This window comes from Ramlibacter ginsenosidimutans, assembly GCF_016654015.1.
Lineage (GTDB): Bacteria > Pseudomonadota > Gammaproteobacteria > Burkholderiales > Burkholderiaceae_C > Ramlibacter > Ramlibacter ginsenosidimutans.
Map to the genome: position 1 here is coordinate 139,884 of NZ_JAEPWM010000003.1, position 21,590 is coordinate 161,473.

16 protein-coding genes and 2 tRNA genes are annotated in these 21,590 nt (G+C 70.5%); 13 read left to right on the plus strand and 5 right to left on the minus strand.

Annotation, left to right across the window (positions count from 1 at the left end; all coding sequences use genetic code 11):
• Window positions 1-3: 3 nt before the first annotated feature.
• The 7 genes from JJB11_RS10160 to JJB11_RS10190 all read left to right on the plus strand — a co-directional run bounded on the left by JJB11_RS10160 (window position 4) and on the right by JJB11_RS10190 (window position 8,546).
• Window positions 4-948, plus strand: coding sequence for an alpha/beta fold hydrolase (locus JJB11_RS10160; protein ID WP_201169731.1), 945 nt, complete (start codon window positions 4-6; stop codon window positions 946-948).
• The gene (locus JJB11_RS10165; protein WP_201169733.1) at window positions 920-3,130 is read left to right on the plus strand and encodes a RelA/SpoT family protein; all 2,211 of its coding nucleotides are present in this window, start codon (window positions 920-922) and stop codon (window positions 3,128-3,130) included. Before JJB11_RS10160 ends, JJB11_RS10165 begins: the two co-directional genes overlap by 29 nt.
• A gap of 31 nt (window positions 3,131-3,161) precedes the next feature.
• Window positions 3,162-3,238 (plus strand) — tRNA-Val (locus JJB11_RS10170).
• A gap of 259 nt (window positions 3,239-3,497) precedes the next feature.
• The gene (locus tag JJB11_RS10175) at window positions 3,498-4,058 is read left to right on the plus strand and encodes a YSC84-related protein (RefSeq protein ID WP_201169735.1); all 561 of its coding nucleotides are present in this window, start codon (window positions 3,498-3,500) and stop codon (window positions 4,056-4,058) included.
• 140 nt (window positions 4,059-4,198) lie between these two features.
• On the plus strand, window positions 4,199-4,927 hold the full coding sequence (locus JJB11_RS10180) for an ABC transporter ATP-binding protein (RefSeq protein WP_201169737.1): 729 nt from the start codon (window positions 4,199-4,201) through the stop codon (window positions 4,925-4,927).
• 7 nt (window positions 4,928-4,934) lie between these two features.
• The gene (locus JJB11_RS10185; protein WP_201169740.1) at window positions 4,935-7,325 is read left to right on the plus strand and encodes an FtsX-like permease family protein; all 2,391 of its coding nucleotides are present in this window, start codon (window positions 4,935-4,937) and stop codon (window positions 7,323-7,325) included.
• Between the two features lie 6 nt (window positions 7,326-7,331).
• Complete coding sequence (locus tag JJB11_RS10190; RefSeq protein WP_201169743.1) at window positions 7,332-8,546, plus strand: efflux RND transporter periplasmic adaptor subunit; 1,215 nt, start codon at window positions 7,332-7,334, stop codon at window positions 8,544-8,546.
• A 60-nt stretch (window positions 8,547-8,606) separates the two neighbouring features.
• Here JJB11_RS10190 and JJB11_RS10195 read toward each other — a convergent pair whose 3' ends face one another.
• Window positions 8,607-9,413 (minus strand): sterol desaturase family protein, encoded by an 807-nt coding sequence (locus JJB11_RS10195; RefSeq protein ID WP_201169746.1) that lies wholly within the window; start codon window positions 9,411-9,413, stop codon window positions 8,607-8,609.
• Window positions 9,414-9,539: 126 nt separating this feature from the next.
• Here JJB11_RS10195 and JJB11_RS10200 point away from each other — a divergent pair, with 126 nt between their 5' ends.
• From JJB11_RS10200 to rimO, 4 genes are all read left to right on the plus strand, one after another.
• Window positions 9,540-10,286 (plus strand): TetR/AcrR family transcriptional regulator, encoded by a 747-nt coding sequence (locus JJB11_RS10200; protein WP_201169759.1) that lies wholly within the window; start codon window positions 9,540-9,542, stop codon window positions 10,284-10,286.
• 78 nt (window positions 10,287-10,364) lie between these two features.
• Complete coding sequence (locus JJB11_RS26535) at window positions 10,365-11,969, plus strand: mechanosensitive ion channel domain-containing protein (protein ID WP_201169769.1); 1,605 nt, start codon at window positions 10,365-10,367, stop codon at window positions 11,967-11,969.
• Between the two features lie 91 nt (window positions 11,970-12,060).
• Entirely contained in the window at window positions 12,061-12,594 is a 534-nt protein-coding gene (gene phaR, locus JJB11_RS10210) for a polyhydroxyalkanoate synthesis repressor PhaR (protein ID WP_201169781.1), read from the plus strand.
• A 28-nt stretch (window positions 12,595-12,622) separates the two neighbouring features.
• Entirely contained in the window at window positions 12,623-14,017 is a 1,395-nt protein-coding gene (rimO, locus tag JJB11_RS10215; RefSeq protein ID WP_201169783.1) for a 30S ribosomal protein S12 methylthiotransferase RimO, read from the plus strand.
• 242 nt (window positions 14,018-14,259) lie between these two features.
• Here the strand turns inward: rimO and JJB11_RS10220 are convergent.
• Window positions 14,260-14,344 (minus strand) — tRNA-Leu (locus JJB11_RS10220).
• A gap of 18 nt (window positions 14,345-14,362) precedes the next feature.
• Here JJB11_RS10220 and rnr point away from each other — a divergent pair.
• Window positions 14,363-16,633, plus strand: a complete 2,271-nt coding sequence (gene rnr / locus JJB11_RS10225) for a ribonuclease R (protein ID WP_201169785.1) — start codon at window positions 14,363-14,365, stop codon at window positions 16,631-16,633.
• 24 nt (window positions 16,634-16,657) lie between these two features.
• Window positions 16,658-17,419, plus strand: a complete 762-nt coding sequence (locus tag JJB11_RS10230) for an SDR family oxidoreductase (RefSeq protein ID WP_201169787.1) — start codon at window positions 16,658-16,660, stop codon at window positions 17,417-17,419.
• 76 nt (window positions 17,420-17,495) lie between these two features.
• Here JJB11_RS10230 and JJB11_RS10235 read toward each other — a convergent pair whose 3' ends face one another.
• The 3 genes from JJB11_RS10235 to JJB11_RS10245 are packed head-to-tail and all read right to left on the minus strand — an operon-like array spanning window position 17,496 to window position 21,551.
• A complete protein-coding gene (locus JJB11_RS10235) occupies window positions 17,496-18,929 on the minus strand; it encodes an NAD(P)H-hydrate dehydratase (protein ID WP_201169790.1) in 1,434 nt (477 codons plus the stop codon).
• A gap of 7 nt (window positions 18,930-18,936) precedes the next feature.
• Window positions 18,937-20,211 (minus strand): D-amino acid dehydrogenase, encoded by a 1,275-nt coding sequence (locus JJB11_RS10240; protein ID WP_201169793.1) that lies wholly within the window; start codon window positions 20,209-20,211, stop codon window positions 18,937-18,939.
• Entirely contained in the window at window positions 20,211-21,551 is a 1,341-nt protein-coding gene (locus tag JJB11_RS10245; protein WP_201169795.1) for an amidase, read from the minus strand. Before JJB11_RS10245 ends, JJB11_RS10240 begins: the two co-directional genes overlap by 1 nt.
• Between the last annotated feature and the right edge of the window lie 39 nt (window positions 21,552-21,590).

Below are 21,590 nucleotides of genomic sequence, written 5' to 3' on the forward strand. Positions count from 1 at the left end.
TCCATGTCCGACCCTAAGCTGAACTACGTATCCTGTCCCGACAGCGCCGGCAGCCACCGCATGGCGTATTGGCAGTGGGGCGACCCGGCCGCGGCCCACGTGGTCGTGTGCGTCCACGGGCTGTCCCGGCAGGGCCGCGACTTCGACACGCTCGCGCAGGCACTGGTCGCCCGCAGTCCCGCCCCGCTGCGCGTCGTGTGTCCCGACGTGGTCGGGCGCGGCCGCAGCGACTGGCTGGCGGACCCCATGGGCTACGGCATCCCGACCTACGTCGGCGACATGTTGCAGATGCTGCAGGCCTTGCATGCATCCGCTCCGGTCACCACTCTGGATTGGGTGGGGACGAGCATGGGTGGACTGATCGGAATGGGCCTGGCCGGCACGCCGGGCCTGCCGCTGCCGGCGCCGGTGCGCCGGCTCGTGCTCAACGACGTCGGCCCGGTGATCCAGTGGAGCGCGTTGCAGCGCATCGGCACCTACCTCGGGCAGACCGGCCGCTTCGGCTCGGTGCAGGAGGCTGCGGATGCCATGTGGGCCATTTCGCAAGGCTTCGGTCCGCACACGCCCGAGCAGTGGCTCGCGCTGTCGCAGCCCATGGTCAAGCCGCTGCCGGCCGGCGGCTTCACGCTGCACTACGACCCGGCGATCGCCGTCCCCTTCCGCACGCTGGACGAGCAGGCCGCCGCCGCCGGGCAGGCCGCCCTCTGGCAGGCCTACGACGCGATCCAGGCGCGCACGCTGCTGCTGCGCGGCGCGCAGTCGGACCTGCTGTCGCGCGCGACGGCCGACGAGATGGCGCGCCGCGGCCCGAAGCCCCGGGTCGTCGAATTCGCAGGGGTCGGCCACGCCCCGACCCTGATCGCACCGGAGCAGGTGGAGGCCGTGTGCGCCTTCCTGCTCGCCCCTGATTCCGCCACCGATGAAAAGCCATTCAGCGGAACAGGGTGACGCGGCCGCAGCGGTCCCCGACCTCGTAGCGGCCGCCGAACAGTCGCTGCCGCACCAGGCCGATGCGCTGGCGCGCGCACGCGCCTTCGCCGAGCCCCTGATTTCCGGCGAACGGCTGGACACCGGGGAGAACACGCTCGCGCACGCCGACGCCGTGGCCGCCATTCTCAAGTCCATGGGCGGCTCGGAGGCCATGCAGGCCGCGAGCTACCTCGTGTACGCCTGGGCCCACCTGAACAAGCCCGAGGACGTGATCGCCAAGGCCTTCGGCGACAGCTACGCGGCGCTCGCGCGCGAGACGATCAAGCTGGTGTCGGTGCAGCGCCAGGCCCGGGACGCCGAGGACACCCTGCCGCTGCGCGACGACGCGCGCGTGCAGACCGAGAACGTGCGCAAGATGCTGCTGGCGTTCTCGCGCGACCTGCGCGTGGTGATGCTGCGCCTCGCCTCGCGCCTGCAGACCCTGCGCTACTACGCGGCCACCAAGCAGCCGGTGCAGCCGGTGGTGGCGCGCGAGGCGCTGCAGGTGTTCGCTCCGCTCGCCAACCGGCTGGGCATCTGGCAGGTGAAGTGGGAAATGGAAGACCTCGCCTTCCGCTTCCTCGAACCGGACACCTACAAACGCGTTGCGGGCTGGCTGGACGAAAAGCGCGTGGAGCGCGAGCAGTACGTCGAGCAGTTGCGCAGCGAGCTGGAGTCGGAGCTGCGCGCGCACGGCATCCAGGCGCAGGTGCATGGCCGGCCCAAGCACATCTACAGCATCGTCAAGAAGATGCGCGGCAAGTCGCTGGACTTCGAGCAGGTGCTGGACGTGCGCGCGCTGCGCGTGATCGTGCCCGACGTGAAGGACTGCTACGGCGCGCTGGCGCTGGTGCACGCACGCTTCTCGCCGCTGCTGGAGGAGTTCGACGACTACATCGCCCGGCCGAAGCCCAACGGCTACCAGTCGCTGCACACTGTCGTGAGCGATGCGGCCGGCCGGCCGATCGAGATCCAGATCCGGACTCAGAAGATGCACGAGCACGCCGAACATGGCGTGGCAGCACACTGGGCGTACAAGGAAGCGGGCCAGAAAGGCTACGCCGGAGTCAGCGCGAAGTCGGAGTACGACACCAAGATCGCCGTGCTGCGGCAACTGCTCGCGTGGGAGCGCGACCTGGCCGGCTCGGTCGAAGGCCTGTTCGAGGACCGCATCTACGTGCTGACGCCGCAGGCCTCCATCGTGGAGCTGCCGCAGGGCGCGACGCCGGTGGACTTCGCCTACAGCGTGCACACCAGCCTGGGCCACCGCTGCCGCGGTGCCCGCGTCGACGGCGCGATGGTGCCGCTGAACACGCAGCTGAAGAACGGCCAGACGGTGGAGATCGTCGCCGCGCGCGAAGGGGGCCCGTCGCGCGACTGGCTCAATGCGGACCTGGGCTTCCTGGCCAGCCACCGGGCCCGCGCCAAGGTGCGCGCCTGGTTCAACGAGCAATTGCGGCACGAGACCGAGGCGCGCGGCCGCGAGCTGGTCGAACGCCTGCTGCAGCGCGAAGGCAAGACCGCCATCAAGCTGGAGGAGCTGGCCTCGCAGCTGGGGTTCAAGTCCGCCGAGGACCTGTTCTTCGTCGTCGGCAAGGACGAATTCTCCCTGCGCACCATCGAGCAGCTGCTGCATCCGCACGCCCCGCCGCCCTCCGACGACGAGGTGCTGCTGGCGAAGAAGTCGCGCGCCACGCCGGCGAAGGCGCCGCGCGGCGGCGTGCTGGTAGTGGGCGTCGATTCGCTGATGACGCAGCTCGCGAAGTGCTGCAAGCCCGCGCCGCCGGACGCCATCGCCGGCTTCGTGACGCGCGGCAAGGGCGTCAGCATCCACCGCAGCGACTGCGGCAGCTTCCGCCAGATCGCTGCCCGCAGCCCCGAACGCGTGATCGAGGTGGAGTGGGGCCGGCCCAAGGCGGGCGAGGCCGCGGTCTACCCGGTGGACGTGGCCGTGGAGGCGGGCGACCGGCAAGGATTGCTGCGCGACATCTCCGAAGTCTTCGCCAAGGAAAAGATGAACGTGGTCGGCGTGCAGTCGCAGTCCGTCAAGGGCCTGGCGTGGATGACGTTCACGGTGGAGATCGCCGATTCGCAGCGGCTGGGCAAGGTGCTGTCCATCGTGCGTGACGTCGCCGGCGTCCGGTCCGCGCGAAGGCGCTGAGTGGGTCTGCTACAATCGTGGGCTCAACGACAGGCGCGTAGCTCAGCTGGTTAGAGCACCACCTTGACATGGTGGGGGTCGTTGGTTCGAGTCCAATCGCGCCTACCAAATCCGAAGCCCGGAACTTGCGTTTGCAGGTTCCGGGCTTTTTGCTGCCCGCTCGCCGCTCGCCGCTCGCCGCTCACCTGCGCGGCGGCCGCCCACTCGCCCGGACGCTCCGCAGCCCGCGTCGTCGCCAGGCGCGCATGAGACCTAAGTCCCATTGGCCCCGGGCCGCGCCCGCGAACAATGGCTCTGCGGTACCCGTGCCTGCCGCGTGCGAGCGCGGGCTCCTCACTCTCCATTCCATTCCCTTCACGGAGGTTGCATGCAACGTCGTCAGTTTCTCGCCCTCACTCCCGCGCTCGCCGTCGCGGCCACGAGTGTCCACGCCAAATCCGACAAGGCTGCCGAGCAGGCCGAAGTCAAGGCCAAGGCCATGCAGGCGCTGCAGGACTTCTACAAGGCCGACCCCAGGCTCAGGGACGCCGTCGCCAGCGCGCCGGGCTACGCCGTGTTCACGACCTTCGGCCTGAGCTTCGGCCTCGGCGGGGCCGGCGGCAAGGGCATCGCGCACGACGCGAAGACCTCGAAGGACACCTACATGAGCATCGCGCAGGCAAGCGCAGGGGTGCAGCTCGGCGCCTCGGACACGCGCTACCTGTTCGTCTTCGACAGCGAGAAGGCGCTCACCGACTTCGTCGAGAAGGGCTGGGACGCTTCGGCGAGTGCGGCGGCGGGCGCCGGCGCCGGCGGCAGCGCCGCCAACGTCGGGGCGGGGGCCGGGAACATCCAGGGCGGCAGGATGTACGCCCTGACCAAGGCCGGCCTGCAGGTGGGCGCCGCCGTGTCGGGCCTGAAGGCCTGGAAGGACAAGGACCTCAACTGAGTTCCGGGCCTCATCGCCCGTCCTTGCCCGATCGCTGAAGCAGCAGCGCTGCGCTCCTGGACCTCGCAGCGGTGGCTGCCCTTGCGGGGTCGCTTGACTCTCGTCAAGCGACCTGGCGGCGTCCCATCGGAACATCGGCCATGGTCGCGCTCGCACCGTCGCCGCTTTCGCCCGTGTTTCGCGCCCGCGGCCTGGGCAAGACTTATCACGCCGGTGACGTGGACGTCGTGGCCCTGCGCGACGTGGACCTGGACATCGCGGCCGGCGAGTTCGTCGTGCTGCTCGGTCCTTCGGGCAGCGGCAAGTCCACGCTGCTGAACATCCTCGGCGGCCTCGAAGTGGCCACCACCGGCACCCTCAGCTACCAGGACCACGACCTGACCGCCGCGAGCGACGAGGCGCTCACGCGCTACCGGCGCGACCACGTCGGGTTCGTGTTCCAGTTCTACAACCTGCTTCCCAGCCTCACCGCGTACGAGAACGTGGCGCTAGTCACCGACATCGCCGCCAACCCGATGTCCATCGACGAAGCCCTGGAGAGGGTGGCCTTGACGGCCCGGCGCGATCACTTCCCCTCGCAGCTCTCGGGCGGCGAGCAGCAGCGCGTCGCCATCGCGCGCGCCATCGTGAAGCGGCCGCAGGTCCTGCTGTGCGACGAGCCGACCGGGGCACTCGACTATGCGACGGGAAAGCTCGTCCTCGACGTGATCTCGCGGATCAACCTGGAACTGGGCACCACCGCGCTGGTGATCACGCACAACGCGGCGATCGCCGGCATGGCCGACCGCGTCGTGTACCTGGCGGACGGCAGGGTCCAGCGCATCGCGAAGAACGCAAGGCGCGTGGCGTCCGCGGAGCTCGCGTGGTGAGCCGCCCGTGAGAGCCCTCGACCGCAAGCTGCTGCGCGACCTGCTCGCGATGTGGAGCCAGGCGCTCACCATCGCGCTGGTGGTCGCCAGTGGGGTGGGCGGCTTCCTCACGAGCCTCTCGGCCGTGGATTCGCTCGCGGCGGCGCGCGACACCTTCTATAGCGAGGGCCGCTTCGCCGACGTGTTCGCCACGGTGAAGCGGGCGCCGCTGGCGTTGGCCGCGCAGCTTGCCGCCGTGCCGGGCGTGGCCGACGTGCAACCCACGATCGAGGAAGTGGTGCGCATCGAGGTTCCCGGCAGCACCGATCCGGTGCTGGGCCGCTTGATCGGCGTCGATGCACGCCAACCGCCGCGGCTGAACCAGGTTGCCATCGTGCATGGGCGCAGGCTGTTCGAGCAGGGCGGCCCCGACGCACCCGTGCGCGACACGCTGGACGCGCTGCTGTCGCAGGGCTTTGCGCAGGCTCGCGGGCTTCGTCCGGGGGACACCGTTGGAGCGCTGGTCAACGGCCGCATGCGCCACCTGCGCATCGTCGGTCTCGCCGTCTCGCCGGAATTCGTCTTCGCGGGCTTGTGGGGCATGCCGGACCAGCGCGGCTACGGTGTGTTCTGGGTGGACCAGGAGGCGCTGGCCGCCGCCTACGACATGGACGGCGCCTTCAACACGCTGGCCGTGCGTCTCGCGCCCGAGGGCGCGCGCCGAGTCACGGAGGGCGAAGTGATCGCCGCGCTGGCGCAGCCGCTGGCCCGCTACGGCGGGGCGACGCCGATCGGCCGCATCGACCAGACCTCGCACGCCATGCTGGACAACGAGATCAAGGAGCAACGCGTGCTCGGAACGGTGCTGCCGTCGATCTTCCTCGGCGTCGCGGCCTTCCTGCTGAACGTCGTGATCTCGCGGCTTGTCGCAACCCAGCGCGAGCAGATCGCCGCCCTCAAGGCGCTCGGCTACGCGAACGGCGCCATCGCGGCGCATTACCTGAAGCTGGTGCTGTTGATCGTGGCGCTGGGCACGGCCCTGGGCATCGTGGTCGGGGACTGGCTGGGCGCTGCCTTCGTCGGCCTGTACGCGGAGATCTTCCACTTTGCGCACTTCGAGCATCGCATGGACCCGGCGCTCGTCCTGCTGGCCGGCGGACTGACGCTGGGCGCCGCCGTGCTCGGTACGCTGTCGGCGCTGCTCGCCACGGTGCGGCTGAGGCCGGCGGAGGCGATGCGGCCGCCCGCGCCCGGCCGGTTCCGGCGCACGCTGGTCGAGCGGCTGGGTTTCACGGGCCTGAGTCCCGCGCTGCGGATGATCCTGCGCAACATGGAGCGCAAGCCGCTGCGCACCGGCCTGTCCATCGGCGGCATGGCCGCAGCGGTGGCGATCGTCGTCATGGGCAACTTCTTTCGCGACGCCATCGAGGTGGTCATCGACGGCAGCTTCGCGCTTTCCATGCGCAGCGACGTGTCCGTGTGGCTGACGGAGCCGGGCGAGGGCGCCATCGCGCTGCAACTGGCGAGGCTGCCCGGGGTTGTGGCGCACGAATCGCTGCGCGACGTGCAAGCCACGCTGGTCAACGGCCAGCGCCGCCAACGCGTGATGATCCGGGGCGGCCCCCTGCGCAGCGAGCTGCTGCGCATCGTCGATGTCGATGGCCGGCAGACCTTGCCGGACGGCGACGGCATCGTGCTGACCGACCGGCTGGCTGCGAAGCTGGGGCTGCGGGTCGGCGACCTGGTGCAGGTGGAGGTGCAGGAAGGCCGGCGCCAGCAGCTCACGCTGCCGGTGCAGGCCACGGTGCGCGAGATGATGGGCCTGAACGCCTACATGAACCGTGCCGCCCTGAACCGGGCGCTGGGCGAGGGGGATGTCGCCACGGGCTTCGTGCTGGCGCTCGAGCGCGGCAGCGAGTCGCGCTTCCTGCACGCCACGCAGGCGCTGCCCCGCGCGGCGGGTGCGTTCAGCAAGGCGACGATGCTGCGCAACATGCGCGAGGTGACTGCCCGCAACATCCTCATCATCAGCACGGTGCTGACCGTGTTCGCCGGGGTGATCGCGGTCGGCGTGGTCTACAACAACGTGCGCATCGCCCTCGCCGAGCGGGCGTGGGAACTGGCGAGCCTGCGCGTGCTCGGTTTCACGCGGGCCGAGGTGTCGGCGCTGCTGCTGGGCGAGCTGGCGCTCGGCATCGCCGTGGCCTTGCCGCTCGGGATGTTCGGCGGCTACGCACTCGTGCACGTCATCACGGAACTGCTCAAGTCGGACCAGTTCCACTTCCCGGTCGTGATCTTCGCGCGCACCTATGCCCTCGCGGCGCTGGCCGTGCTGGCCGCAGCGGTCGCGAGCGCATGGGTGGTCCGTCGACGTATCGACCGGCTGGACATGGTCTCCGCCTTGAAGACGCGGGAGTGAGCAGGCATGAAGCGCAACACCTTGGTGATGGCAGCGGCGGGCGCAGGTCTGGCCGCGCTGCTGGCATGGGCCTTCGCGCCGCGACCGGTCGCGGTCGAAGTCGCGAGCGCCACCATCGGTCCCTATGAGCAGTCCATCGTGGAGGACGCCCGCACGCGCCTGCGCGACCGCTACGTCATCGCCGCGCCCCTGGCCGGGCGACTGGCGCGCATCACGCTGAGGGAGGGCGATGCGGTGGCGGCCGGAGACACCGTGGCGACGCTCGCGCCGGCGCTTTCACCCCTGCTGGACGAGCGCACGCTGCAGGAGCAGCAGACCCGTGTCGCGGTCGCCGAGGCGCTTGTGCTGCGTGCGGATGCCGGCGTGCAGCGCGCCCGCGTCGCGCTCGACGTGGCGCTGGCGGAGCAGCGTCGCTCCGAGCAGCTGGCGGGCCAGAACTTCATCGCGCCGGCGAAGGCCGAGTCCGACCGCCTCTCGGTCGAGGCCGCACGCAAGGACCTGGAGGCGGCGCTGCAAGGCCGCCACGCGGCAGGTCACGAGCTGGAGACGGCGCGCGCGGCGCTGCTGGTCACCCAAAGGCCGTCGCGCCAGGCGGCCGGCTTTGCGCTGCGCTCCCCCGTGGCAGGGCGCGTGCTGAAGGTGGTGCAGCCCAGTGAGACGACGGTGGCGCTGGGCGCGCCGGTGCTCGAGGTCGGGGACATCTCGCAGCTGGAGATCGTCACCGAGCTGTTGACGACCGACGCCGTGCAGGCCCGCGTGGGCGCGCCGGTCCGCATCGAGCGCTGGGGTTCGCCCGGGACGCTCGAAGGCCGCGTGCGCCTGGTCGAGCCTGCCGCCTTCACCAAGGTTTCCGCGCTCGGCATCGAGGAGCAGCGTGTCAACGTGCTGATCGACATCACGAGTCCCCCGGTGTCGTGGCGGATGCTCGGGGACGGCTACCGCGTGGGGGTGCGCATCGTCACCGTGGCGCAGCCGGCCGTCCTGCGGGTCCCGGTGAGCGCGGTGTTCCCGCTGCCCGGGGAGGGCATGGCCGTGTTCGTCGTTGCGGACGGGCGTGCGCGGCTCCTGCGCGTGGACATCGGCGGCCGCAACGGTGTCGACGCCTGGGTGCGCAGCGGCCTGCAGGCTGGCGCCGAGGTGGTCGTCTATCCCCCTGCGTCGCTCGTCGACGGCTCGCGGGTGAAGAAACGCGTCGTGCCGCTGGTGCAGCCGGGCGCATGACTGCAAGCCGCCCGGCGAACACGCCAACCGCTGTCGGTCGCTGTCGTGGGCGCACGTGGGCTACTTCGGCGAGACCTGCCCCACGCTCATCCGCGGTGCCGCCGCCGCCCCGCGGCTTCCCTCGCCGTACACCGGCCGGTTCACGTCCCGGAACGCGAGCATGGCTCCCAGCCGGCGGTCCGCCGGCGACTCGAAGCCGCAGCGGCCTTCGAAGTGCGCGGGATTGCGGAAAGTGCCGAGCAGGATGTCCCACAGGGGCAGGTCGCCGTAGTTGAAGGCATGCACGCCCAGCCGGTGGTGTTCGCAATGCGCCTCGGGGCGCTGGATGAACCAGCCGAGCCAGCGCGGCGTGTGCATGTTCAGGTGCTGGAACATGCCGTAGAAGGCGGCGACATAGCCGGTGAGCGCCGCCGCCACGGGATCGAGACCGAGGACGACGAGCGTCACGAACAGCTGCAGCGCCACCTGGGCGACCATTTCCAGCGGATGGAACAGCACGGAGCCGGGGATGTCGACGCGCTGCGGGCTGTGGTGCAGCTGGTGCGTCAGGCGCCACAGCCAGGTGAAGCGGTGGAGGGCACGGTGCCCTGCGTACATGACCCCGCTCAGCACCACGTAGCCCACCACGGTGCCGCCCCCCACGCCGACCCCGGTGCCATCGAGCCAGCGGTGGCGGGCGAGCCAGGCGGGATCGACCGCGAGCGGAACCAGCGTGGACACGGCGCCGATCAGGAGCAGGAAGGCCACTCCCACCCAGGTCCAGCCGCGGCGTTCGGGAAAGGTTCGCGCCGGCCAGCGTCTCTCGGCAGCGAGCATGGCGAAGAAGGTGACGGGGACCAGCAGTCCGAGGAGGTCGGCGGTTTCCATGGAGGAGCTCCTGCAACAGTGGCCGGCGCTGCCGGCCGGTGGATGGACGCGCCACGACTGCTGGCGCGGCGAACAGCCTTACACCGTAAGTTGCAGTATGGACAAAAATCCTTACAGTGCAAGTCCATGCCGTCGCGCGACCCCGTTCCCGCCCGCCGGGGCCCGCGCCGCGCCCCGTCGCAGGCGCGCGGCCGCCGGGTCGCCGCGGCGGCGCCGGCTCTCTCGCCCGAGGGAATCGTCCAGGAAGCGCTGGCGCTGGTGGCCGCGGACGGCATCGCGGGCCTGTCCACGCGAAAGCTGGGGGAGCGCCTCGCCTGCGAGGCGATGAGCATCTACCACCACTTCCCGAGCAAGCAGCACCTGCTCGACGCGATGGTGGACGCATCCATCGCCTCGCTCGAATGGCCCGACCCGGCACTGCCGGCCGCGGAGCAACTGCGGCAAGCCATGTACGCGTACCGGCGCATGGCGCACCGGCAGCCGGCCCTGTTTCCGCTGCTGGCCTTGCATCGGCTGAACACGCCGACGGGCGTGCGCTTCATCGAGCGCATCCTCGGCATCGTGCGGCAGATCGTGCCGGACGGGGAGAGGGCGGCACGCCACTTCCGCACCATCGGCTACTTCCTGGTCGGCGCCGCGCTGGACGAGACGGCCGGCTACGCGAAGGGACCTTCCGCGGCGGACCCGGTGAGCGACGAGTTCATCGCGCGGGAATGCCCGAACCTGGTCGCCAGCGCGCGCTGGTTCCAGCAGGCCGAGTGGGACGCCACCTTCGCGCTTGGCGTGGAGGCGATGATGGCCGCGGTGCTGCGGGATGCGCAGCCCGCCGGGCCGGCGGCCATTCCAACCAGGCCGCGCCGACGCGCGCCCTAGGCTGCGCCAGCGGCCGTTTCAAGGCTTTGCCCTTGTCCCCAATACCCGGCGGACCCGCCCCGGCTGCACAGTCGGACCGTGGCCGCCCTCCGCCCCCTGCGCTTGCTGCTCGTGCTTCTGCTGGTCGTCCTCGCCTTCGGGCCCGCCGGCGCGGACACACCCGCCCCCCAGGAAGCGACCGTCAGCGTGTACCACCGGCCCGTCGCGGTGTTCCGCGCGCCCTTCCTCGGCGTGTCGCCAGCCGATCGCGCGCGGCGTGCCGAGGACAGCATCCGCGAGGCGCTCGCGCGCGGCGGCCCCGGGGTCGTGACCGTGCAACAGGAGCCGCAGGGCCGCGTCGTCATGATCGATGGCGCGCTGACGATGATCATCACGCCCCAGGACACGGACCGCTTGCGCGGCGAGACGCTGGACCAGGCCACGCGCAGCGCCGTGACGGCCCTGACCCGCGTCATTGCCGAAACGAGCGAGGCCCGGGACCGCGGACGCATCCTGCGTGCAGTGGCGTGGTCGCTGGGCGCGACCGTGGTGTATGTCCTGCTGTGCTGGGCCGTGCTGTGGGTGCGTGGCGTGCTGAACCACCACACATCGCAGTGGGTCGACGCGGCGGGCCGGCGCGTGCGGCTTGCGCATTCCCGGCTGTGGCAGCCCGCGCGCGCCCGCCGCATCGTGCAACTGGCCTTGCGGCTGCTGTCCTGGATCGTGCTCGCTGCCTTCACCTACCAGTGGCTCGTGTTCGTGCTCAAGCGCTTCCCGTTCACGCGCCCGGCAGGCGAGCAGCTCGGCGCCTTCGTCTTCCAGATCGGCGAGCGCATCGGCGGCGGGGTGCTGGGCGCGCTGCCGGACCTGGCCGTCGCCGTGGTGATCTTCGCGCTCGCTCGCGCGGCCACCGGCATGCTGCGGCCGGCGTTCGAACGCGTCGAGCACGGCACGGGCGGCTCCGGCTGGATCGACCGCGACCTCGCCCGTCCCACCCGCCGCATCGTGAACGTCGGCATCTGGCTGTTCGCGCTGGTCATGGCCTATCCGTACCTGCCCGGCTCGCAGACCGAAGCCTTCAAGGGCGTGTCGGTGCTCGTCGGCCTCATGGTCACCCTCGGCGGCTCCAGCCTGTTCGGGCAGGCCGCGAGCGGGATGATCCTGATGTACTCGCGCACGCTGCGGCTCGGCGAATACGTGCGCGTGAGCGGCACCGAAGGCACGGTGGTGGCCATGGGGACCTTCACGACGCGGGTGCGCACCGGCATGGGGGAGGAAGTCACCTTGCCCAACTCCGTGCTCATGGGCAACACGATCTTCAATCTCTCGCGCGACGTGCAGGGGCGGGGCTACATGGTCACCACCGGCGTCACCATCGGCTACGACACCGCGTGGCGCGAAGTGGAGGCCATGCTGATCGAGGCGGCGCAACGCACGCCCGGCGTGCTGGCGGAGCCGCCGCCGCGGGTGCTGCAGCGCGCGCTGTCGGACTTCTACATCGACTACCGCCTCGTGTGCCAGGCGAGCCCGGAACTGCCGCGCGAGCGCACGCAGTTGCAGAATGCGCTGCACGCGAACATCGTCGACGTGTTCAACGAACACGGCGTGCAGATCATGTCGCCGCACTATCTCGGCGACCCGGAGCAGCCGAAGGTGGTACCGCCGACCCGCGCGCAGGCTGCCTCGGTCGCGCGTAAGGGTTAAACCCCGGACCGGCACCCGGACCCCTCCCTAGAATCTGCTGCGTTGCAATACAAACACAGGCGGGACCCGTCCCGCCGCAGGAGCCCCGTCCGTGACCAGCAAGAAAGCCAGCGGCCAGGCCAAGCCGGCGCAGCGCGTCATCAAGAAGTACCCGAACCGCAGGCTCTACGACACTGACACCTCCACCTACATCACGCTCGCGGAAGTGAAGCAGCTGGTGCTGGACGCCGAGCCCTTCGTGGTGCGCGACGCCAAGACCAACGAGGACCTCACGCGCAGCATCCTGCTGCAGATCATCCTGGAGGAGGAGGCGGGCGGCGCGCCGATGTTCAGCGAGGCCGCGCTGGCCAACATCATCCGTTTCTACGGGCATGCGATGCAGGGCTTCATGGGCAGCTATCTCGAGAAGAACGTCCAGGCCTTCACCGACTTCCAGCAGCAGCTGGCCGCGCAGTCCAAGGTCCTGACCCCCGAGATGTGGTCGCAGTTCATGAACGTCCAGAACCCGATCCAGGGGGTGATGGGCAACTACGCGGAACAATCCCGCGTCCTGTTCGAGAAGATGCAGGAGCAGATGCAGAAGAACGCGGAGCAGATGCTCGGCGCATTCGGCGTCAAGAAATAGGTCTTTCCGCTTCGGGGACAATGGCGGGATGAGCGAGACCGCCGTCCTGGATACCCCCCAAGCCTCTGCCGTGCCGAAGGTGGGCTTCGTCAGCCTCGGCTGTCCCAAGGCCCTGACCGATTCCGAACTGATCCTCACGCAGCTGAGCGCGGAGGGCTATGCCACGTCCAAGACCTTCGAGGGCGCGGACCTGGTGATCGTCAACACCTGCGGCTTCATCGACGACGCCGTCCGGGAAAGCCTCGACACCATCGGCGAGGCCTTGTCGGCCAACGGCAAGGTCATCGTCACGGGCTGCCTCGGCGCGCGCGCCGGCGACAAGACCGACAACATGGTGCGGGAGATCCATCCCTCGGTGCTGGCCGTGACGGGCCCGCACGCGACGCAGGAGGTGATGGACGCGGTGCACGCCCACCTGCCCAAGCCGCACGATCCCTTCATCGACCTGGTGCCCCCCGCGGGCATCAAGCTCACGCCGAAGCACTACGCCTATCTCAAGATCAGCGAGGGCTGCAACCACCGCTGCACCTTCTGCATCATCCCCTCGATGCGCGGCGACCTGGTGAGCCGCCCCATCGGCGACGTGCTCAAGGAAGCGCGAGCCTTGTTCGAAGGCGGCGTGAAGGAACTGCTGGTGGTCAGCCAGGACACGTCGGCCTACGGTGTGGACGTCAAGTACCGCACCGGCTTCTTCGACGGCCGTCCCGTGCGCACGCGCATGCTGGAACTGGTGCAGGCGCTGGGCGCGCTCGCCGAGCCGCACGGCGCCTGGGTGCGCTTGCATTACGTGTATCCATACCCACATGTGGACGAAGTGATTCCGCTCATGGCGCAAGGCCTGGTCCTGCCCTACCTCGACGTTCCGTTCCAGCACAGCCACCCAGACGTGCTGCGCCGGATGAAGCGTCCCGCGAGCGGCGAGAAGAACCTGGAACGGATCGCGCGCTGGCGCGAGATGTGTCCCGAGCTGGTGGTCCGCAGCACCTTCATCGCCGGTTTCCCCGGCGAGACGGAGGAAGAATTCCAGCACCTGCTGGACTTCGTGCGCGAGGCGCAGATCGACCGCGCGGGCTGCTTTCCGTACAGCCCGGTCGAAGGCGCGGCGGCGAACGAGCTGCCGGGCATGCTGCCGCAGGAGTTGCGCGAAGAACGCCGTGCGCGCTTCATGGCGGTGGCCGAGGAAGTCTCCGCCGCCCGGCTGAAGCGCCGCATCGGCGCGGACATGCAGGTGCTGGTGGATTCGGCGCCGGCGCTGGGCCGCAAGGGCGGCGTCGGCCGCAGCTACGCGGACGCGCCCGAGATCGACGGGACCGTGCGGCTGCTGCCGCCGCAGAAGCTGAGCAAGCGCCTCGCGGTGGGCGAGTTCACCCGCGCGCGCATCGTGGCCACCGAAGGCCACGACCTGATCGCCGAGCCCGTCTGAGCGATCCACGCGCAAACGACAAAGCCGCCCGGGGGCGGCTTGCGTTTCGACTTTATCTCGGCCGCGAGGCACAAAGCCGGCGATGCCGGCCTTATCATGCGGGACGTGGCGAGAGAGAACCCCAAAGAAAAAGCCGGCTTGGACCGGCTGTTGTTCGGTGCCCAGGAGAGGCTGATGGCCTCCATGGACACTTCGAGTCCTCCACAAAAAAGCCGACTGATTGCCGGCTTTCTATCATCATCTGGTGCCCAGGAGAGGACTCGAACCTCCACGGAGTTACCCGCTAGTACCTGAAACTAGTGCGTCTACCAATTCCGCCACCTGGGCATTTCAGGAAAAACAAGATTGTATATCAAAAACCAAGAGCGAAATAACGCGACCGGGCTCCTCGACGAGATCGAGGGCGTGGTCCAGGGCCACCGCGACGGCCACGGCTACGTGGTGCGCGACGACGGCGAAGCCGACATCTACCTGCCCCCCAACGAGATGCGCGCGGTGCTGCACCGCGACCGCGTGCGCGCGCGCATCGTGCGGCACGACCGCAAGGGCCGCCCCGAAGGGCGCGTGGTGGAAATCATCGAGCGCTCGCCGCAACCCATCATCGGCCGGCTGCTGCACGAAAGCGGCGTGTGGCTGGTGGCGCCGGAAGACAAGCGCTACGGCCACGACGTCCTGATTCCCAAGGGCGCCACCGGCCTGGCGAAGGCGGGGCAGGTGGTGGTGGTCGAACTCACCGAACCGCCCAGCCTCTATGGCCAGCCGGTGGGCCGCGTGAAGGAAGTGCTGGGCGAAGTCGACGACCCCGGCATGGAGATCGAGATCGCCGTGCGCAAGTACGGCGTGCCGCACGAGTTCTCCGAAGCGTGCATCGCGCAGGCGCGCTCGCTGCCGGACAAGGTGCGGCCGCAGGACCACCGCAAGCGCGTGGACCTCACCGACGTGCCGCTGGTGACCATCGACGGCGAGGACGCGCGCGACTTCGACGACGCGGTCTATTGCGAGCCCGCCAAGGTGGGCCGCGGCAAGGGCTGGCGCCTGCTGGTCGCGATCGCCGACGTGAGCCACTACGTGGAAACCGGCAGCGCGATCGACGTCGACGCGTACGACCGCGCGACCAGCGTCTACTTCCCGCGGCGCGTGATCCCGATGCTGCCGGAGAAGCTGTCCAACGGCCTGTGCTCGCTGAATCCCGAGGTCGAGCGCCTGTGCATGGTGTGCGACATGCTGATCACCGCGGGCGGCGACATCCACGCCTACCAGTTCTATCCCGCCGTGATGTACAGCCACGCGCGCATGACCTACAACGAGGTCGCCGCGATCCTGGCGAACACGCGCGGACCGGAAGCGGCGCGCCGCAAGGACCTGGTGCCGCATTTCCTGAACCTGCACGACGTCTATCGCGCGCTGCTGAAGGCGCGCAACGAACGCGGCGCGGTGGACTTCGACACCGTGGAGACGCAGATCATCTGCGACGAGAACGGGCGCATCGAGCAGATCGTGCCGCGCGTGCGCAACGACGCGCACAAGCTGATCGAGGAAGCGATGCTGGCCGCGAACGTGTGTTCGGCCGACTTCATCCAGGACGCGGGCCACCCCGGGCTGTACCGCGTGCACGAAGGGCCGACGCCGGAGAAGAAGGAGATCCTGCGCACCTACCTGAAGACGATGGGCGTGGGCATGACGATCTCCGACGATCCGTCGCCCATGGAGTTCCAGAAGATCGCGCTCGCGACCAAGGACCGGCCGGACGCGCAGCAGATCCAGACCATGCTGCTGCGCTCGATGCAGCAGGCGATCTACACGCCGATCAACAGCGGCCACTTCGGCCTGGCCTACGAGGCCTACACGCACTTCACCAGCCCGATCCGGCGCTATCCGGACCTGCTGGTGCACCGGGTGATCAAGGCGATCCTGGCGCGCGAGCGCTACCAGCTGCCCGTGCTGCCCACGCCCGGCGAAGCCCACGAGAAGCTCGCGCGCCGGCTCGCCACGCGAGTCGCACCGCCGACGCAGAAGCCGCGCGCCAAGGTCGTCGCCACGCCGCGCGAGATGCAGGCCTGGGAAGCCGCGGGCCTGCACTGCAGCGCCAACGAGCGCCGCGCCGACGAGGCGAGCCGCGACGTCGAGGCCTGGCTCAAGTGCAAGTTCATGCGCGACCACCTCGGCGAGGAGTACTCCGGCGTGGTCACGGCGGCCACGAGCTTCGGCATCTTCGTCACGCTCGACGCGCTGTACGTCGAGGGACTGGTGCACATCACCGAACTCGGCGGCGAATACTTCAAGTTCGACGAGGCGCGGCAGGAGCTGCGCGGCGAACGCACGGGCATCCGCTACGCGATCGGCACGCGCCTGCGCGTGCAGGTGAGCCGCGTGGATCTGGACGGCCGCAAGATCGACTTCCGGCTGGTGCGCGAGGACGAGGAGTTCCTGGCGCGCGCCATGAAGGAAAAGGGCGTGGATGCCGCCCGCGAAGGCGGTGCGCCGGCGCCCAAGGCGCGTCGCGCCGCCAAGAAAGCCACGGGGCAGGGCGGCGCCAAGGCGCCCAAGGCCGCCGTGCGCGCCGCGAAGAAGGCCGCCAGCAAGGCCAAGCCGGCGCGCAAGTCCACGCGCCGCTGATCACCAGAACACAGGAGACACACCATGGCAAATGCAAAAGCCGCGGCCGGACAGGTCGCGATCGTCACCGGCGGCGGCACCGGCGTCGGCAAGGCCGCCGCGCTCGCGCTGCTCGGCGCGGGCTGGCGCGTGGCGCTGGCCGGGCGCCGCATCGAGCCGCTGCAGGAGGTGGCGAAGCCGTTCCCCAACCAGGCGCTGCCGGTGTCCACCGACATGTCCGATCCGGACGCCGTGCGCAATCTGTTCGACGAGACGGTGAAGGCCTTCGGTCGCGTGGACCTGCTGTTCAACAACGCCGGCCGCGGCTTGCCCGCGAACCCGCTGGAGGACATGTCCGTCGCCGACTGGAAGGCGGTGGTCGACACGAACCTCAACGGGATGTTCTACGGCATCCAGAACGCGTTCCGCGTCATGAAGTCGCAGGAACCGAAGGGCGGCCGCATCATCAACAACGGTTCGATCTCGGCGCACGCGCCGCGGCCGCACTCCATCGCGTACACCGCCACCAAGCATGCCGTGACCGGCCTCACCAAGTCGGCCTCGCTGGACGGCCGCCGCTACGACATCGCCGTCGGCCAGATCGACATCGGCAACGCGATGACGGAGCTGGCCGCACGCATGGCCAAGGGCGTGCCGCAGGCCAACGGCGACATCGCCATCGAGCCCCTGATCGACGTGGAGATCGTCGGCAAGTCGGTGCTGTACATGGCCAGCCTGCCGCTGGAGGCGAACGTCCTGTTCCACACCGTGATGGCCACGAAGATGCCCTTCGTGGGCCGCGGCTAGCGGCTGCGCGCCAGGGCTCCGCTTTTCTCCCTCTCCCCCTGGGAGAGGGGCGGGGTGAGGGCACGCGCGGCCGGGCTCACGCGACGAGGCGCGACGCGAGTGCCGATGCCGTGAGCGGCTCGTGCGCCGGCCAGCGATCCGCCGCCAGCCCGTGCAGGTACACGGCTGCACTCGCGGCCTCGAACGCGTCCTCGCCGTTGGCGAGCCGCGCGGCCACCATGCCCGCGAGCACGTCCCCGGTGCCGGCGATCGCCAGCCGTGCATTGCCGGTGGGATTGATGCGCACCTTCTCGTCGGGCGTTGCGATCACGGAGCCCGACCCCTTCAGCACCACGACGCAGGCGAAGCGCCGCGCCAGGTCGCGCGCCGTGGCGAGCCGGTTGGCCTGCACCTCCGCCGCCGTGAGATCGAGCAGCCGCGCCGCCTCCAGCGGGTGCGGCGTCAGCACCGTGGGCGCGCCGCTCTGGCCGCGGGCCACCAGCAGCGACTGCAGCGAGCCATCGCCCGCGATCGCGTTGAGCGCGTCGGCGTCGAGCACCAGCGCCCGTGCGTGCAGCGCGCGCGGCAGCGCTGCACGCACCGCCTCGCCGCCTCCGCAGCCGCACGCAACCGCCATGGTCGTGAAGTCGAGGCTGTCCCAGGCGCGGACCATCAGGTCCGGCTGCTGGGGATCGAGTGCAGGCGCCGCCGGATCGAGGAAGCCGACGAACACCCGGCCCGCGCCGTGATGCAGTGCGGCGCGCGCGCACAGCAGCGCCGCGCCGGCCATGCCGGGCGCGCCGCCCACCACGGCCACGTCGCCGTAGCTTCCCTTGTGGCTCGCATGCGGGCGCGCGGCTGCGGGCGGCGCGCCGGCCAGCATGGCCGTGGCCGGCTCCGGGTCCTGCACCTGCAGGTCGTCCCACCAGACCACGCCCGCGGCGTCGCGGCCCTGCGCCGTGAACAGGCCGGGCTTGAGCGCGAGCAGGCTCAGCGTGTGCGCCGCCCGCACGCAGGCAACCGAGGAGCCGGTGTCCGCATGCAGCGCGGACGGCACGTCCACGGCCAGCACGGGCGCGGGTCCGTCATTGAGCGCCTGGATCTGCTGCAGCAGCCGGCCCTCGGGGCTGCGGGTCGCGCCGATGCCCAGCAAGGCGTCGATCGCGAACCCGGCGCCGGCCGGCGCGTCGGCGGCGAAGCGCACGCCGGCGGCACGTGCGCGCTGCAGCGAGGCGCGCGCATCGTCGGGCGTGCGGGCTTCCTCGCCCAGCCAGGTCACCACCGGGTCCTTGCCCCACTGCTTCAGGTGCAGCGCTGCCTCGAAGCCGTCGCCGCCGTTGTTGCCGGGCCCGCAGGCCACCCAGATCGTGCGCGCGTGCGGCGCGAGCGCCAGCGCGAGGCGCGCGACGGCGAGGCCGGCGCGCTGCATCAGCGCATGCGCGGGCAGTGCGGCCGTGGCGCGCTGCTCGATGCGGCGGATCGCCGCCACGTCGTGCAGCGGCCAGGGGCGGTCGGGGGTGACGCGCTGCATGCCGGCCTCAGAGGACAAGGCGTTCCACGCCCAGGCCTTCGATGTCGATGGCCGGCGCCTGCGCCGTCATCAGGTCGGCCACCACGCGGGCGCTGCCGCAAGCGAGCGCCCAGCCGCTGGAGCCATGGCCGATGTTGATCCACACCCCCGGAACGCCGGTGGCGCCGAGCACGGGCGGGCCGTCGGGCAGCATGGGCCGCGCGCCCTTCCACTCCTGCACCGCGGCGCCGGTGTTGGCGAGCTGCGCGGCGCCCGGGAACCAGTCGTGCAGCACCTTGTAGAGGGTCTGGATGGCGCCCGGCCGGCGATGGGACGGCTCGCCGCCGATCTCGGCGCTGCCGGCCACGCGCACGCGGTTGCCCAGGCGCGAGATCGCGACCTTGTAGCGGTCGTCCATCACGCCGCTGCGCGGCGCGTTGAGCGGCTCGCGGATCGGCGCGCTGATCGAATAGCCATGCACCGCGGCCAGCGGAATGGGCAGGCCCACGGGCTTCAGCAGGTGGGCCGAGCCCATGCCGCTGCACACCACCACGGCGTCGAAGCGCTGCGTGGCGGGTGCGGCGTCGTCGCCGTGCGTGATGCGCAGCAACGTGGGCTGCGCCGGGTCCAGTGGCGCCACCGAGCAGTTGAATTCGAAACGCGCACCCAGCGCCTGCGCCTGGTTCTTCAGCAGCAGCGCGAACTGGCGGCAGTTGCCGACCTCGTCCTCGGGCAGGTGGATTGCGCCGGCGAAGTCCGTGTCGGGGTTCAGCGCGGGCTCCACGGCGCGCGCCTGGTCGCCATCGATTTCCTGGAACTTCACGCCGGCGTCGCGCAACACCTGCAGGCCCGGCTGCACCAGCTTGCGGTCCTTGTCCGAGCGCAGCAGCACCAGGTAGCCCTGGGCCCGGTCGTACTCCAGCTGGAGCTGCGCCGTGATCTGGGCAAGCCGCGCGCGGCTGTAGAAGGCCAGGCGCTGCAGGCGCGCCCGGTTGGCGAGATAGGTGTCCAGCTCGCAGGCGCGGTGCCAGCGCATCATCCAGCGCACTTCGTGCGTGGCCAGCGGCCAGCACACGCGCACGGGAGCGTGGCGGCTGAACAGGTAGCGCGCCACCTTGCCCGGCATGCCCGGCGCGGCCCAGGGCGTCACGTACCCCGGCGCGACCACGCCCGCATTGGCGAAGCTGGTCTCCAGCGCGGCGGCCCCGTGGCGCTCGAACACGGTCACCTCGTGGCCGTCGGCGGTCAGCTCGTACGCGGTGGTCACGCCGATGATCCCGGCGCCCACGATGGCGATTTTCATCAGGTCGGCAGGGCGGACGACAGCAGGCGCTCGACCTGCAGCGACAGGTTGAGGATGGTGTCGTCGTGCATCGCGCCGTGCCACGCCATGAGGCCCACCGGCAGTTCGCCGGGCGCGTGGCAGGGCAGCGAGATCGCGCAGCCATCCAGCATGTTGACCACGCTGGTGTTGCGCAGGAGCAGGGCGTTGACGCGGAAGAAGGCGGCATCGCGCTCGGCGCCCGGCGCGACTTCCGCGATCGGCGGCGCCACCATCGGCACCGTGGGCGAGAGCACCGCGTCGTAGCCGGCCAGCGCCTCGTGCACCCCGGCGATCCAGGCGGAGCGCGCCTGTTGCAGCTCGAGGTACTCCCAGGCCTTCATCTGCGCGCCGCGCTCGATGCGCAGGCGCACGCGCGGGTCGTAGCGGTCGCCGGCGCGCTCCAGCTGATGGCGGTGCCAGGCATAGCTCTCGGCCGCGGAGAAGCCGCCGGTGGACTGGATGGTGCCGAGGTCCTGGATCTGCGCCAGCGGGATCTCGGTGATCTGCGCCCCTGCGTCGCGCAGCAGGCGCAGCGTGCGCTCGAACGCGCGCGCCACCGTCGCATCGAGGCCGTCCTGCATCTGCGTGCGTGCCACGGCGAACCGGTACGAGGAAAGCGGCCGCTCGTTGCGAGTCACCTGGCGTGCGGCCAGGATCTCGTGCGCGAGGATCGTGTCGCGCACGCTGCGCGTCATCGCGCAGACCGTGTCGAGCGTCCAGGACAGCGGATAGGCGCCAGCCAGCGGCGTGAGGCGCGCCGTGTTCTTGAAGCCCACGATGCCGCACAGCGCGGCGGGGATGCGGATGGAGCCGCCCGTGTCCGAGCCGAGCCCGATGAAGGCAGCGCCCGTGGCCACCGACACCGCGGCGCCCGAGGACGAGCCGCCCGGCACGCGCGGCGTCGCCGCGTCGCAGGGGTTGGCGGGGGTGCCGAAGTGCGGATTGATGCCGACGCCCGAGAAGGCGAACTCGCTCATGTTCGTGCGGGCTATCACGACGCCGCCGGCGGCGCGCAGGCGAGCCACCGAGAGTGCGTCCGACTGGGCCGGGGCCGCGTCGGCCAGCGCCACCGAGCCGGCGGTGGTCACCTCGCCGGCGAGGTCGAACAAGTCCTTGATCGACACCGCCAGCCCCGCCAGGGGCGTGCTCGCGGCGGTGCGCGCGGCCTCCGCCTCGGCTTGCGGGAAGCGGGTCTTCAGGAATACGTGCCGGTTCGCCGGGGACAGGGCGGCATCGCGCGCGGCGGCCAGCTCGCCGGAGGCGGAGCCGCGCCCCTCGCGCAGGCGCTCGCGGATGCTGTGGAGATCAGGGTGCGGCATGGATGGGCAGGGTGGGGAGGAGGGGCCTGTGCTAGAATC